We start from the raw sequence: 13,636 nt of genomic DNA on the forward strand, positions 1-13,636 counted from the left end.
GCTCCAGACTGTCCCGGTCACTCGGAGACGGCGACGTAGCGCCAGTTGTCGTCCCACTTCTGGGCGTCGGAGAGGTCGACCGCCACGCCCGGCAGCGCCTGGCGCAGCCGCTGCTGCATCTCCTCGGTGAGGTAGTGGTGGTGCAGGTCGAGCGAGGCGAGGTGGGTGAGCGGCTGGCCCTCCAGCAGGGCGGCGGCCCCCTCGTCGGTGAGCGCGCCCATGGAGAGCGCGAGGTGCTCCAGACGGGCCACCACGGGGGCCTGCGCGACGCGGGCGCAGACCTCGTCCTGCTGCGTGGTGTTCTGCAGGCCGAGCCGGCGCAGCGCGGGCAGCCGGGTGCCGGCGAGGAAGGGCGCGAGGTCGTCCAGCGTCCAGTCGCCGCCGTAGTTGTCGACGCCGAGCCACAGCTCCAGGCTCTCCAGCACGGGGAAGTCACAGGCCGCGACGGACCGCACGACGCTGCCGGGCAGGCCGCCGGCCTCGAACCGCAGCCGGCGCAGGTGCTCGTGCCGCAGCGGGGTGAGCTCCAGCCCGCCGTTGCCCTCCCAGTCCTCGCCGGCGCCGCGCACGACCAGCTCCTCCAACCGGGGGAAGGCCTCGAACAGCGGGGTGATGTCGCACATCTGCAGCCAGGAGATCTCGCACTCCTCGAAGGTGATGTCACCGACGAACAGGGCGCGCAGCGCGGGCAGCCGGCCGGCGGCACCGGTGATCTCGGCGAGCGGACCGGCGAGCTGCTCCGGCTCCTCCTGCGACCAGTTGCCGATCACGACGGTGGTGACCCGCCCGGTGTCGACGGCGCCGAGGAAGCGCTGCCAGGCCTCGGCGAAGGTCCTCGCGTCGTCGTACTCCAGGGCGATCCGCCAGGCGGCGGCGTCGGCGGCGGGCAGCTCGCGGCCGTCCTCCAGGGCGGCCAGGACGTCCACGACGGGCAGCCCGCCGAACTCCTCGATGTGCTTGCTGATCGCCATGCGCTGCTCCTGGGAACGTCCGGTCGGCCGGGTTCTGTCTACCAGGCGCGGCCGACACCCCGGCGCGAGGGGCCGCCCGCCGACGCGCTGTCAGAGCCGGGCCCTAGCTTTCCCCCCGTTGCGGCCGGCACCCCGTCGGCCCGGAGCCGGGGAGTGCCACATGTACCGCCAGGGTGACGTGCTGATCGTGCCGGTGGAGGAGGACGCGGTGCCGCGCGTGGTGGCCGACCTGCCGGCGCTGCCGCGGGACGCCCGCGGCCGGCTGGTGCTGGCGCTCGGCGAGGTCACCGGGCACGCCCACGCGGTGGTCGGACCGGGCACGCTGCGGCGGGAGGCCGGCCCGTTCGGCACCGCCTGGCTGCACCTGCCCGAGGGCGGCCGGGTGGTGCACGAGGAGCACGCCGCGATCCCGCTGCCCAAGGGCTGGTACCGGGTGGTGCGGCAGCGCGAGTACGTGCCCGGCGCGGTACGCGTCGTGGCGGACTGAGCGCGTGCCGGGCACCGGCCCCGGCACGGAGCGAGCACGGACGGGACGAGGAAGGACGAGCACGATGACCGACACCCTGGAGCAGAGCGCCCCCGCCGGGGCGACCGCCCGCTGGCGCGCCGCCGCGGCGGCCACCGGAGCGGCGGACCGCGCCGCCACCGAGCGGGCGGTGCGCGCCGCGTACCGTGCCGCAGGCCTGCCCGAGCCCGCCGAGGTGCGCTGGTTCGACTCCCCGCTCGCCGCCGTCCGGGCCGCGCTCGCACTGCGCGCCGAGGGCGCGGCCGGTGTCCGCGAGGAGGTCCGCACCCGTCCCTGGGAGCAGGCCCGCGCCCGGGTGCACGCCCGGCTCGGCGCTCCCGGCTGGGCCGAGCTGTGGGCGCTCACCGGCGGCGAGCTGTGGACGCAGAACCAGGCACTGGCCGGCCGGATCCGCGGCGCCGTCCTGGACGGCCTCGCCCCGGAGGCCGGTCCGGACGACGACACCGAGGTCCGCAGCCGGGCCCGCGCCGCCCGCGCGGCCGTCCGGGTCGCACTGCTCGACGCCGTCCTCGGCCAGCACGACGCACCCTGGCTGGCCGCCTTCGACGCCGCCGGCGAACTCGACGGGCCCGCGCTCGCCCCGCTCGCCGACGCCGCCCGGCGGACCGGCTGGTGGTGGCCGTACGAGCAGGTCGTGCTGATCGCCGAGCGGCCCACCGAACTGCACCGGGACGAGGCCGGCCGGCTCGACCGGGCCGACGGCCCGGCCCTCGCCTGGGCGGACGGCACCGCCCTGCACGCCTGGCGCGGCATGCCGGTGCCCGCGGACTTCCTGGACGGCCTCGGCGGCCTCACCCCGGAGTCGATCCGCGCGGAGGAGAACGCCGAGCTGCGCCGGGTGATGCTGGAGCACTACGGCTACGACCGCTACCTCGCCGAGTCCGGCGCCGAGCCGCTGCACCGCGACGAGACCGGCGTGCTCTGGCGGATCGTCCTGCCGGACGACGAGCCGGTGGTGATGGTCGAGGTGGTCAACTCCACGGCCGAGCCGGACGGCACCTTCCGCACCTACTGGCTGCGCGTCCCGCCGTCGACCCGCACCGCCCGCGCCGGGGTCGCCTGGACCTTCGGCGTGCCGGAGGAGGAGTACCGGCCGGCACGGGAGACCTGACCGGCGCTGCCCGGGGTCGGCCGTCGACCCGGCGGTCCCCGGTCGGGCGGCGGTTGTCAACCGTACGGGCGGCCGATTCCGACCCTCCCGCGATTGTGTGAATTGATAGGAATTCGCCGAAGGGCACCCACTGGTTCGCAGGTCAGAGCCGTTGATATACCTCGGATGCATAGGGCGGCGAGGTGTGTGGACTCCCGTCGACATGCGACGAACCAGGTGGTGACGGCCAGTGAAGCTCCTCCGAGTCGGCCCCGCGGGCGCCGAGCGCCCCGCGGTCCTCGGCCCCGACGGCAGCGCGTACGACCTCTCCGGACGCACCCGCGACATCGACGGCGCCTTCCTCGCCGGCCTCGACCGGGCGGCCGCCGCCGCCCTGGCCGCCGAGGCCGCCGCCGGGGCGCTGCCCCGGATCGACCTCGACGGCCTGCGGATCGGCGCCCCGGTGGCCCGCCCCGGCAAGGTGGTCGGCATCGGCCTCAACTACCGCGACCACGCGGCCGAGGCCGGCGCCGCGATCCCCGCCGAACCGGTCGTCTTCCTCAAGCCCAGCAACACCGTCGTGGGCCCCAACGACACCGTGCTCATCCCGCGCGGCTCCGAGAAGACCGACTACGAGGCCGAACTCGCCGTGGTGATCGGCCGCACCGCCCGCTACCTGGAGAGCGACGCCGAGGCGGCGGCCGTCGTCGCGGGCTACACCACCGCCAACGACGTCACCGAACGCGCCTTCCAGCACGAACGCGGCGGCCAGTGGGACAAGGGCAAGTCCGCCGAGACCTTCACCCCGCTCGGGCCCTGGCTGGTCACCGCCGACGAGGTCGGCGACCCGCAGCGGCTCCCGCTCAGACTCTGGGTCAACGGCGCCCTCCGGCAGGACGGCAGCACCGCCGACATGATCTTCCCGGTGCTGGAGACCCTCCGCTACCTCAGCCGCTTCATGGTGCTGGAGCCCGGCGACGTCGTCGTCACCGGCACCCCGGCCGGCGTCACCCTCGGCCACCCCGGCGCGTCGTTCCTGCGGCCCGGCGACGTCGTCGAACTCGAAGTCGGCAGCCTCGGCCGCCAGCGCCAACTCCTGGCGAACGCCTAGGAACCACCTTCGGCGGGCCACCGCCGGAGGCACCCCCCGGGTGCCCCCGGGAGGCATCCGTACGCCTCAGGTCCTGCCCCGGTCCGGGTCGTCCGACTGCTCCGGCAGGAGCGCCCGCAGCCGCGCCACCAGCGCGGCCGCGGGCCCGTCCGGGGGCTCCAGCGCCAGCACCCCGGCCAGCATCCGGGCCGCCTGCCGGTCGTGCGCCGCCGTGGCGGCGCTCATCGCGACGAACTCGTCCACCAGCCAGTCCCGCAGCGACTCCTTCGGGATCTGCCGGCCCTCGTCCAGCCAGCTCAGCGCGGACGCCTCCACCACGGAGATCCAGGACCGCACCAGCAGGGTCAGCCGCGGCCCGGCCGTCCGCACCCCCAGGTACCGCAGCGTCCGCCGCAGCGCCACCCGCCGGACCTCGTCGACGATCGCCGAGGTCCGCGCCGTCTCCACCACCGAACCGCCGCGCAGCAGCGCGCCGTAGCCCGCCGCGTGCTCCGCCACGAAGTCGAAGTAGGCGTCCAGCACGCCCGACAGCTGCTCGGTCGGCGAACCGGGGCCGCTCACCGTGAACCGGCGGCTCAGCTCCTCGGCGGCGCTGCGCAGCGCCGCCTCGTACAACTGCTGCTTGCCGCCCGCGAAGTAGCGGTAGACCAGCGGGCGCGAGGCGCCCGCCGCCTGCGCCACGTCGTCCAGGCCGACCTCCTCCGGCGGCCGCGAGCTGAACAGCTCCAGCGCCACCGCGATCAGCTGCTCCCGGCGCTGCTCGACCGACAGCCGGCGGTACGAGGCCCGGCGCGGCCGCTCCTCCGCCGGCTCGTCGGCGGGAGCGTCGGGCGGAGTCGCTGATCTGGCTGCCATGGCCGCCAGCCTAGGGCTTCGACCCGCCGTGGGGGAGCGCCCGCACCGCCCGTTTCCGCACCTCGCCGCCCCGGTGCCGCATCGATGCCCGGCCGATGCCGTACCGGGGCCGGGCCGGGCCGATGCGGTGCGGTGCGGGGCCGGACCGGCCCGCGGCCCCGCACCGGACACCCTCGGCGCAGACCCGCGCACACCCGGTGACACCCCTCCGCACCGGGCCCGGCAGACCCTCCGTCAATCGTGCGAGCCCGCACCGAAAGGGTCTTGAAATCGCCGGATGCTGCGACAGGATGGCCGAATGGTCCAAGAACCGATCACCCCCGCTGTCGACGGCCCCACCCCGCGCCGTATCGCCGACGCCTACGTCCACGCCCTCGCCGACCTCGACCCGCTGACCGCGGTGTACCTCGGCCTCAACCCGGACGACGACCGCATCACCGACCTCTCACCGGCCGGCCGCGCGGCGCTCGCCGATCTCGCCCGCACCACCCTCGCCGAACTCGACGCCGCCGAGGCCGCCGGTGCGGCCGGCGACGAGGCGGAGCGGCGCTGTGCCCGCCTGCTCCGCGAGCGACTCACCGCCGAACTCGACCTGCACGAAGCGGGTGAGGAGTACCGCGCGGTGCGCAACCTCGGCTCGCCGGTGCACGACGTGCGCGAGGTCTTCACCCTCATGCCGACCGGCACCGACCAGGAGTGGGAGCTGATCGGCCGCCGCCTCGCCCGCGTCCCGGCCGCGCTCGACCAGTACCGCGCCACCCTCGCCGAGGGGATCGACCGCGGCCTGCTGTCCGGCCCCCACCAGGTCACCACCGTGGTCGGCCAGATCGGCGAGTGGCTGGAGGGCGACGCCCCCGGCGGCTGGTTCGGCGCGTTCGTGCAGGACGCCCCCGAGTCGCTGCGCGAGGGCCTGACCGCCACCGCCGTCGCCGCCTCCGACGCGCTCGCCGCGCTGCGCGACTGGCTGCGCGACGTCTACGGCCCGGCCGCCGCCGACACCCCGGACACCGTCGGCCGCGAGCGCTACACCCGGTGGGTCCGCTACTGGACGGGCGCCGCCCTCGACCTCGACGAGGCCTACGCCTGGGCCTGGGAGCAGTTCCACGACCTGGACGCCCAGATGCGCGCCGAGGCCGAGAAGGTGCTGCCCGGCGCCACCCCCATGGAGGCGATGCACTGGCTGGAGACCGACGGCCCGGCGATCAAGGGCGAGGAGAACGCCCGCGACTACCTCCAGGGCCTGATGGACGGCGCCATCGCCGACCTCCAGGGCACCCACTTCGACCTCGCGGAGCCGCTGCTCAAGGTCGAGTCACGGATCGCCCCGGTCGGCAGTGCCGCCGCGCCCTACTACACCCAGCCCTCGCTCGACTTCTCCCGCCCCGGCCGCACCTGGCTGCCCACCCTCGGCCGCGAGTCCTTCCCGGTCTGGGACCTCGTCTCGACCTGGTACCACGAGGGCGTCCCCGGCCACCACCTGCAGCTCGCCCAGTGGACCCACCTCGCCGACCGGCTCTCGACCTACCAGGTCACCCTCGGCAGCGTCAGCGCCAACCTGGAGGGCTGGGCGCTGTACGCGGAGCGCCTGATGGACGAGCTCGGCTACCTCACCGACCCCGGCCACCGGCTCGGCTACCTCAACGCGCAGATGATGCGCGTGCTGCGGGTCATCGTCGACATCGGCATGCACGCCGGCCTGGACTTCCCCGCGGACTCCCCGTTCAAGGCGGGCGAGGCGATGCTGCCCGACGACGCCCGGGAGTTCTTCGGCCGGTACTGCGGCCTGTCCGCCGATTTCCTGGACAGCGAGCTCGTCCGCTACCTCGGCATGCCCGGCCAGGCGATCGGCTACAAGCTGGGCGAGCGCGCCTGGCTGACCGGCCGCGCCGCCGCCCGGGCCGCCGCCGAGGCCCGCGGCGAGGAGTTCGACCTCAAGGCCTGGCACATGGCCGCGCTGTCGCAGGGCTCGCTCGGCCTCGACGACCTGGTCGCGGAGCTGTCCGCGCTCTGACCGCCGCCGGCCGGATCCCCGCGCCCGGGGTCGCACCGGCCCGGTCCGCCGCCGCGGCGGGCCGGTGCGACCCGTCACCGTGCCGCAGACCGACCGCAGACCGACCGCAGACCGACCGCAGACCGACCGCAGACCGACCGCAGACCGACCGCAGATCGGCCGGGGGACCGGCCGGAGGGCGGTGAGATGTTTAGGACTTTAGTCCTAATTCAGACATTTACTGACAAAAAACCTTGCCCCTCGCCATCCCGAGAGATTCCCTGGGAGGAGCGCTGCGTGCGCCCTTCCCACCATCCCCTCCGGAAGGCGGCCCACGGTGTCCCTCCAGCACGCACAGGACGAGCAGGCGGTCGACCCCCGCCGCTGGTGGGCCCTGGCAGTCATCGCCATCGCCCAGCTGATGATCGTCCTCGACGCGACGATCGTGAACATCGCCCTGCCCTCCGCCCAGAAGGACCTGGGCATATCCGACGGCAACAGACAGTGGGTCATCACGGCCTACACCCTGGCCTTCGGCGGCCTGCTGCTCCTCGGCGGCCGGATCGGCGACCTCTTCGGCCGCAAACGCACCTTCCTGATCGGCCTGCTGGGCTTCGCCCTGGCCTCCGCCATCGGCGGATTCGCCACCGAACCCTGGATGCTCTTCGGCGCACGCGCCCTGCAGGGCGCCTTCGGCGCACTCCTCGCACCCTCCGCGCTGTCGCTGCTCTCCACCACCTTCACCGACGCGAAGGAACGCGCCACCGCCTTCGGCATCTTCGGTGCCCTCGCCGGCGGCGGCGCCGCGATCGGCCTGATCATGGGCGGCCTGCTCACCGAGTACCTGAACTGGCGCTGGTGCCTGTTCGTCAACATCCCGATCGCCATCGGCGCCGCCCTCGCCGCATCCGCGCTGCTCAAGCGCGACCACGTCGCCAAGGGACACCGCGTCAAGCTCGACCTGCCCGGCGCCGTCCTGGGCTGCGGCGGCCTGCTGCTGATCGTGTTCGGCACCTCCGAGGCCGTCTCCCGCGGCTGGGGCGACTGGCTGGTGCTGTCCTCGCTGTGCATCGGCGTCGCGCTGCTCTTCGTCTTCGTCCTCTTCGAACGCCGCACCGACCACCCGCTGCTGCCGCTGCACATCGTCTCCGACCGCAACCGCGGCGGCGGCGCCATCGCCGTCGGCCTGGCCGTGATCGGCATGTTCGGCCTGTTCCTCTTCCTCACCTACTACATGCAGGTGGTCAAGGGCTTCTCGCCGGTCATGGCGGGCGTCTCCTTCCTGCCGATGACCGCGGCCATCATCATCAGCGCGACCGGCATCGCGGCCAACCTGATGACCCGGGTGCCCTCGCGGGCGCTCGTCGTCCCCGGCCTGCTGCTCGGCGCGGGCGGCATGGCCTGGCTGACCCAGATGAAGGTCGACAGCCCCTACGCGACCATGGTGCTGCCCGCCGAAATCCTGCTCGGCTTCGGCATGGGCCTGGTCTTCATGCCCTCGCTGAGCCTGGCGACCCTCGGCGTCGCGCCGAACGAGACCGGCGCGGCCTCGGCCATCATCAACAGCGCCCAGCAGGTCGGCGGCTCGATCGGCGTCGCGCTGCTCAACACCATCGCCGCCAGCGCCACCGCGACCTGGCTGGCCACCCGCAACGCGGCCGATCCGAACATCCTCAAACAGGGCCAGGTGCACGGCTACGCGATCGCCACCACCGTCGCCATGGGCATCCTGCTGGTCGCCGCGGTCATCGCCTTCCTGATGATCGACCACAGGCCCTCGCCCGACGAGGCCCGCGCCGCGGCCGAACCGGCCCCGAGCACGGCCCGCCCCGCCGCCGAACCGCACTGACGGCGCACCCCGGCCCGGGCGACACGCCGCCCCGGCCCTGGACTCCTCCGGGGCCGGGGCGCGATCGTGTACGGATCTCTCACCGCTTTCCCACCTTCGGATCACCCGGTTCACAGCCCGGCGGCCCAGAGTGGAGCCGACACCCCCGGCCAGGAGGAGTTCGCCGATGAGCAGCCCCCGCACGTCCCGCCCCCGGCTCCGGCCGCTGCTCGCCACCCCGGCGGCGGCCCTCGCCACGGCGGGACTGCTCGCAGCCGCCCACGTCCTCGGCAGCTCGCCCGCCACCGCCTCGCCCGCCGTCACGGCCGTCCTCGACGCCGCCCCCGTCCTCGGCACCACCGGCACCGCCCCCGCCGACCCCTCGGCCGCCCGGGTCGGCGCGCTGTTCAGCGGAGACGTCGGGCCCGGCCACCACTTCTGCTCCGCCAGCGTGCTGCAGAGCCCGACCCGCGACCTCGTCCTCACCGCCGCCCACTGCGTCGGCAGCACCGACGGCCTGAGCTTCGTCCCCGCCTACCGCGACGGCAGCGCCCCGTACGGCAGCTGGAAGGTCACCGCGATCTACGCCCCCGACAGCTGGACGCAGGACCGCGACGAGGACACCGACTACGCGATCCTCCGGGTCGCCCCGGCCTCCGACGGCCACCGGATCGAGGACGTCGTCGGCGGCAACGCCCTCGGACTGGACGACGCCTTCACCTCGCAGGTCCGCCTCTACGGCTACCCGGCCCGCGCCGAGGCGCCGCTGATGTGCACCGACACCACCACCCGGCAGTCCGCCACCCAGCGCCGCATCGACTGCCCCGGCTACCCCGGCGGCACCAGCGGCGGGCCCTGGATCAGCACCCGCACCGGTGAGGTCATCGGCGTCATCGGCGGCTACCAGGAGGGCGGCGACACCGACGACACCTCCTACAGCTCGTACTTCGACCACACCATGACCACCCTCTACCGCCAGGCGGTGACCGCGGCGCCCTGAGGCGGCGGCAGCGCCGTGCCGCACAGCCGGCAGCGCGGCGGCGGACCGGGCGGGAGCGCGGCGACCGGTACGGCGGCGACCGGAACGGCAGCGACCGGAACGGCAGCGACCGGAACGGCAGCGACCGGAACGGCTGCCGGTGCCGCGGCGGCCTCCACGACCCCGTCGGCGGCCCCGGCGCCCTGCGGCCCGGAGGGATCCCGGCGGGCCGGTGCCAGTTCGGCCCAGACGGTGCGCCGCCCGTCGGCCTCGCCGACCGCCCCCCAGTGCTCCGCCAGCGCGTCGACGATCCGCAGGCCCCGCCCGAAGTCGCCCGCGTCGACCGGCGGCCGGTGCGCCGGGCGGTCGTCCGCCGTTCCCTCGTCGGTGACCGAGACGCGGACGGCCCCGCGCCGGCGGCGGACCTCCACCCACAGGGCGCCGCCCGCCCCGGAGCGGCTGTGCATCACCGCGTTGGTCACCAGCTCGGAGACGACCAGCACCGCGTCCTCGGCCCGCGCCGAGGGTTCGAGCGCGTCGCGGACCATCCGCCGCGCCGCTCGCACGGACTCGGGCACACCGGGGAACCGGGCGATCCACATCATGCTGCTGCACCCCTCCGACGGACACTCCGCAGTCGGCCGACCACGCATCGTCAACCTCGAATGCGAGCTTGAAAGCTCGGGTACGGCGTTGTCAAGCTGATCCGACATTCCGTGAGACGGGGGTTGACGTGGGCGAGTTGGGGCGACCGGCCTATCTGCGACTGGCCGACGTGCTGCGCTCGCGGATCCTCTCCGGCGAGCACCAGCCCGGCGCGCGGATGCCGAGCATCGCCGACCTCTGCCGCCAGCACGGACTCTCCGAGCAGCCCGTCCGGCAGGCGCTGCGGGTGCTCAACTCCGAGGGCCTGACCGAGGGCCGGCCCGGCTCCGGCACCTACGTCCGCCGCCGCCCGGCGCCCGCCCGGATCCCCCGCGGACGCTACGACGCGGCCGGCAGCCCCTTCGCCGGCGCGGGCCGCGACCCCGGCCCCGGCGGCGTCCCGCACTGGACGCACGACTCCCAGAAGACCTGGGCGACCGGCGCGCTCGCGCTCCGGCTGCGGATCGCCGAGGGCGACCCGATCATGCAGACCCAGTACGTCTTCCTCGCCGCCGACCGGCCCGCCCAGCTGTCCACCAGCTGGGAGCCGCTCGCCCTGACCGGCGGCACCGTCGCCGCCCGGCCCGAGTACGGCCCGCTGGCCGGGCTCGGCGTGGTCGAACGGATGGCCGGGATCGGCCTGACCGTCACCCGGGTCACCGAGGACGTCACCGCCCGCCCGGTGCTGGAGGCCGAGTCCGGCCCGCTGGGCGTGGCGCTGGGCTCCACCGTGCTCTCCATCGAGCGCACCCACTGGGCCGGCGGCCTCCCCGTGGAGACCGCCGACATCGTCCTCGCCGCCGAGCGCAGCCGGCTGGTCTACGAGATCGGCGTGCCCGCCGGAATCACCCCGGAGAGTGACGTCCTCCGCTGATCCGGGGCATTCGCCCCCACCCCGCGCGCGCCGGGGGCGCGTTCTCGCTTGCGTGCGCCGGTTGCCCCGTACACTCCCGGCACCGGGACAACGGGAGGTGCCGCACACCGTGACCGCCGCCGACAGCGCGCCCGCCGAAGCCGCGCCCGAGGAACGCCGGGCGGACTGGTTCGAGCTCTTCTTCGACCTGGTCTTCGTGGTGACCGTGGCCATCCTCGCCCGCGGACTGCACGGCGACCCGGGCGGCGCCGAGTTCGGCAGGTTCCTGGTGCTCTTCTTCCCGGCCTGGTGGGCCTGGGTCAACCTGATGGCCACCGTCAACGTCTCCGGCCGGGACATCGACCGCGCGCTCAGCCAGCCCATGCTGATCGCCGCCATGCCCGGTCTCGGCGTGATGGCCGCCGCCGCACCCGAGGGGCTCGGCGGCCACGCCTGGCTCTACGCCCTCGGCGCCGCCTGGGTGCGGGTGGTCTGCTTCCTGGTGTGGCTGCGGCCCGCCCTGCGCCGGGAGACCGCGCTGCCGCTCTGGCGCCCGGTGGCCTACTGCCTCGTCCCGGCCGCGCTGTGGGCGGTCTCCGCCGTCCTCCCGGACGGCTGGCGGTTCGCCCTCTGGGGGATCGCCATCGCCCTGGAGATCGCCCTGCTGGCGATCCGCAGCGAGTACGGCACCGTCCTCTACGCCCGGCTGTCGATCGAGCACCTGGTCGAGCGGATCACCCTGTTCGTGGTGATCGTCCTCGGCGAGAGCGTCTTCACCGTCGTCGCGACCTTCGCCGACCACCTCACCGCGGCCTCCGGCGCGGCCGCCCTCGCCGCCTTCCTGCTGGTCGCCGAACTCGCAGCGGTCTTCTTCGTCTGGGGCACGACCGTCGCCGCACGCGGCCTCGGCCGCGCCCAGGCCGGAAAGGCCCACCGGATCATCCGCGACACCGTGATGTACCTGCCGTACTTCCTGGTCGCCGCGGTCACCCTGCTCGCCGCCGCCCTCGGCACCGCCGTCGCCGAACCCTCGCACCCCCTGCCGTCCGGCGCCGACTGGGCGCTCTGCGCAGGCGTGCTGGGCTTCTACACGACCAACGCGGCGATCGCCCTGCGCTACGGCGAGCCGACCCGCGCGGTCCTCGGCTGGTACGGCCCCTGCCTGGTGCTGACGGCCGTCCTGCTGGTGCCCGGCGCCCTGCTGCTGCCGGCCTGGGCCGCCGTCCTCTGCGGCGCCGCCGAGGTCCTCGCCCTCACCCTGCTGGTCAAGCACCGCGTCCACCGCGCCCGGCCGGCCTGACCGCGGGTGCGGTGCGACCCGGTCGCAGCGGCCGGCCGGTGCCCGCCCGGGCTACGGACGGTCGGCGGCGCCCTCGGCGAGGGCCTTGACCCCGGCCAGGGTGGCCTCGATGCCGGTGCGCAGTTCGTCGAGCCGCCCGGCCACCAACTGCTCCTCCCGCTCCGGCATCCGGTCGATCCAGGGGCTGATCCCGGAGCGGCCGGGCCCGATCCGAACGGAGTGCCGCAGCCGGGTGCCGTCACCCTCCGGCGCCAGCTCGAACCGCCAGGTGGCCATCCGGTCCGCGGGGTCGTCCGCGGCCTCGCCGTACCGGCCGTCCGCGTCCAGGACGGCCCAGCCGAAGACCCGCTCGGCGTCGAACTCGACGATCTGCGAGACCGTCCGCCAGTCGCCCGCCACCGGATGCCGGTTGAAGCCCTCGAAGCGCGCCCCCAGTGCGGGTTCCCCTGCCCCGCCGAGCCACCCCACCCGGTGCAGCTCGGGGCTGAGCCGGGCCGGCAGCCCGATGTCGGTCACCAGCTCCCAGACCCGTGCCGGAGCCGCCCCCACCTCGACCTCGCCCCGTGCCACGGGCCCGTCCGCGTACCGCATGCCGCCCCCTCCGCCGTCCGAACCACGGTGTACGGCCGAGTCTGCCCGAGGGCCTGACGGGCACTCAGTCCGGGGTTCCCGTCCGGCCCGGAACACGACGAAGGCCCAGGTCCTGTGGACCCGGGCCTTGCACGTGCACTTGCTGGGAAGTGCCCCCGGTAGGATTCGAACCTACGCACCCGCCTCCGGAGGGCGGTGCTCTATCCCCTGAGCTACGGGGGCCTCTCGGCCGTCGCTTGCTGCGACGTGGAGAACACTACCAGGCCCGACGGGTGATCCGTGCACGGGTTTCGCGGGGCGGCGCGGCCGTACCTGAGGGGGTGGAAGTGGGGAAAGGCCGGACGCGGGGGTGGGCGCGCGGCTACCCTCGGTGATGTGCCGGGAACGTCCGGGCGGGTCCTCGTGGTGGACGACAGCGAGGTGATCCGCCAGCTGATCAGAGTGAACCTCGAGCTGGAGGGCTTCGAGGTGGTCACCGCCGCCGACGGCGCCGAGTGCCTGGAGGTCGTCCGCCGGGTGCGCCCCGACGTGGTGACGCTGGACGTGGTGATGCCGCGGCTCGACGGCCTGAAGACCGCCGCCCGACTGCGCGCCTCCGCCGAGACCCGGGCGCTGCCCATCGCGATCGTCAGCGCCTGCACCCCCGCCGACCTCGACCGCGGCGAGTCCGTCGGCGTGGACGGCTATCTGGCCAAGCCCTTCGACCCGGCGGACCTGGTCGCCCTGGTGCGCCGGCTGCTGCAGCAGGGCCCCGGCGGCGCGGTCGGCGGCGACGGCCCGTCCGGTTACGCTTTCGGCGGCGAGCGCCCCGAACACTCCGCGGCATTCCGCTCTCGGCGAACAGATCGCCCTTGACGGTCCCGCTCCCTGGTGCAACGCGTCTCAACCGGCAAACCG

13 protein-coding genes and 1 tRNA gene are annotated in these 13,636 nt (G+C 74.7%); 9 read left to right on the forward strand and 5 right to left on the reverse strand.

Going from position 1 to position 13,636, the window contains the following annotated elements; translation table 11 throughout:
* Positions 1-17 precede the first annotated feature (17 nt).
* Positions 18-971 (reverse strand): STM4015 family protein, encoded by a 954-nt coding sequence (locus tag IE98_RS0111715; protein ID WP_030267995.1) that lies wholly within the window; start codon positions 969-971, stop codon positions 18-20.
* A gap of 160 nt (positions 972-1,131) precedes the next feature.
* Between IE98_RS0111715 and IE98_RS0111720 the strand changes: the two genes are divergently transcribed.
* From IE98_RS0111720 to IE98_RS0111730, 3 genes are all read left to right on the forward strand, one after another.
* Positions 1,132-1,458 carry a hypothetical protein gene (locus tag IE98_RS0111720; protein WP_030267996.1) on the forward strand — a complete coding sequence of 109 codons (327 nt, stop codon included), beginning with the start codon at positions 1,132-1,134 and terminating at the stop codon, positions 1,456-1,458.
* A 64-nt stretch (positions 1,459-1,522) separates the two neighbouring features.
* On the forward strand, positions 1,523-2,608 hold the full coding sequence (locus IE98_RS0111725; protein ID WP_052390417.1) for a DUF6745 domain-containing protein: 1,086 nt from the start codon (positions 1,523-1,525) through the stop codon (positions 2,606-2,608).
* A 229-nt stretch (positions 2,609-2,837) separates the two neighbouring features.
* Positions 2,838-3,698, forward strand: coding sequence for a fumarylacetoacetate hydrolase family protein (locus IE98_RS0111730; protein ID WP_030267998.1), 861 nt, complete (start codon positions 2,838-2,840; stop codon positions 3,696-3,698).
* A gap of 66 nt (positions 3,699-3,764) precedes the next feature.
* Here IE98_RS0111730 and IE98_RS0111735 read toward each other — a convergent pair whose 3' ends face one another.
* A complete protein-coding gene (locus tag IE98_RS0111735; protein ID WP_078660939.1) occupies positions 3,765-4,553 on the reverse strand; it encodes a TetR/AcrR family transcriptional regulator in 789 nt (262 codons plus the stop codon).
* 298 nt (positions 4,554-4,851) lie between these two features.
* Between IE98_RS0111735 and IE98_RS0111740 the strand changes: the two genes are divergently transcribed.
* From IE98_RS0111740 to IE98_RS0111750, 3 genes are all read left to right on the forward strand, one after another.
* Positions 4,852-6,564 (forward strand): DUF885 domain-containing protein, encoded by a 1,713-nt coding sequence (locus IE98_RS0111740; RefSeq protein ID WP_030268000.1) that lies wholly within the window; start codon positions 4,852-4,854, stop codon positions 6,562-6,564.
* Positions 6,565-6,880: 316 nt separating this feature from the next.
* Positions 6,881-8,392 carry an MFS transporter gene (locus tag IE98_RS0111745; RefSeq protein WP_063748907.1) on the forward strand — a complete coding sequence of 504 codons (1,512 nt, stop codon included), beginning with the start codon at positions 6,881-6,883 and terminating at the stop codon, positions 8,390-8,392.
* A 166-nt stretch (positions 8,393-8,558) separates the two neighbouring features.
* Positions 8,559-9,371 (forward strand): trypsin-like serine peptidase, encoded by an 813-nt coding sequence (locus IE98_RS0111750; RefSeq protein WP_052390419.1) that lies wholly within the window; start codon positions 8,559-8,561, stop codon positions 9,369-9,371.
* Here the strand turns inward: IE98_RS0111750 and IE98_RS44485 are convergent.
* Positions 9,341-9,955 (reverse strand): ATP-binding protein, encoded by a 615-nt coding sequence (locus tag IE98_RS44485; RefSeq protein ID WP_159400889.1) that lies wholly within the window; start codon positions 9,953-9,955, stop codon positions 9,341-9,343. The genes IE98_RS0111750 and IE98_RS44485 overlap by 31 nt on opposite strands.
* A gap of 128 nt (positions 9,956-10,083) precedes the next feature.
* Between IE98_RS44485 and IE98_RS0111760 the strand changes: the two genes are divergently transcribed.
* On the forward strand, positions 10,084-10,869 hold the full coding sequence (locus tag IE98_RS0111760; protein WP_052390421.1) for a GntR family transcriptional regulator: 786 nt from the start codon (positions 10,084-10,086) through the stop codon (positions 10,867-10,869).
* Positions 10,870-10,978: 109 nt separating this feature from the next.
* Positions 10,979-12,148, forward strand: a complete 1,170-nt coding sequence (locus tag IE98_RS0111765) for a low temperature requirement protein A (protein WP_159400890.1) — start codon at positions 10,979-10,981, stop codon at positions 12,146-12,148.
* A 51-nt stretch (positions 12,149-12,199) separates the two neighbouring features.
* Here the strand turns inward: IE98_RS0111765 and IE98_RS0111770 are convergent, their stop codons facing one another.
* Complete coding sequence (locus IE98_RS0111770; protein WP_030268006.1) at positions 12,200-12,739, reverse strand: SRPBCC family protein; 540 nt, start codon at positions 12,737-12,739, stop codon at positions 12,200-12,202.
* Between the two features lie 150 nt (positions 12,740-12,889).
* A tRNA-Arg gene (locus IE98_RS0111775) sits at positions 12,890-12,961 on the reverse strand.
* 153 nt (positions 12,962-13,114) lie between these two features.
* Between IE98_RS0111775 and IE98_RS0111780 the strand changes: the two genes are divergently transcribed.
* Positions 13,115-13,594, forward strand: coding sequence for a response regulator (locus IE98_RS0111780; RefSeq protein WP_043173968.1), 480 nt, complete (start codon positions 13,115-13,117; stop codon positions 13,592-13,594).
* Positions 13,595-13,636 lie beyond the last annotated feature (42 nt).

Origin of the sequence: Streptomyces sp. NRRL B-24484 (genome assembly GCF_000717715.1) — a bacterium.
In the GTDB taxonomy this organism is placed as follows: domain Bacteria; phylum Actinomycetota; class Actinomycetes; order Streptomycetales; family Streptomycetaceae; genus Kitasatospora.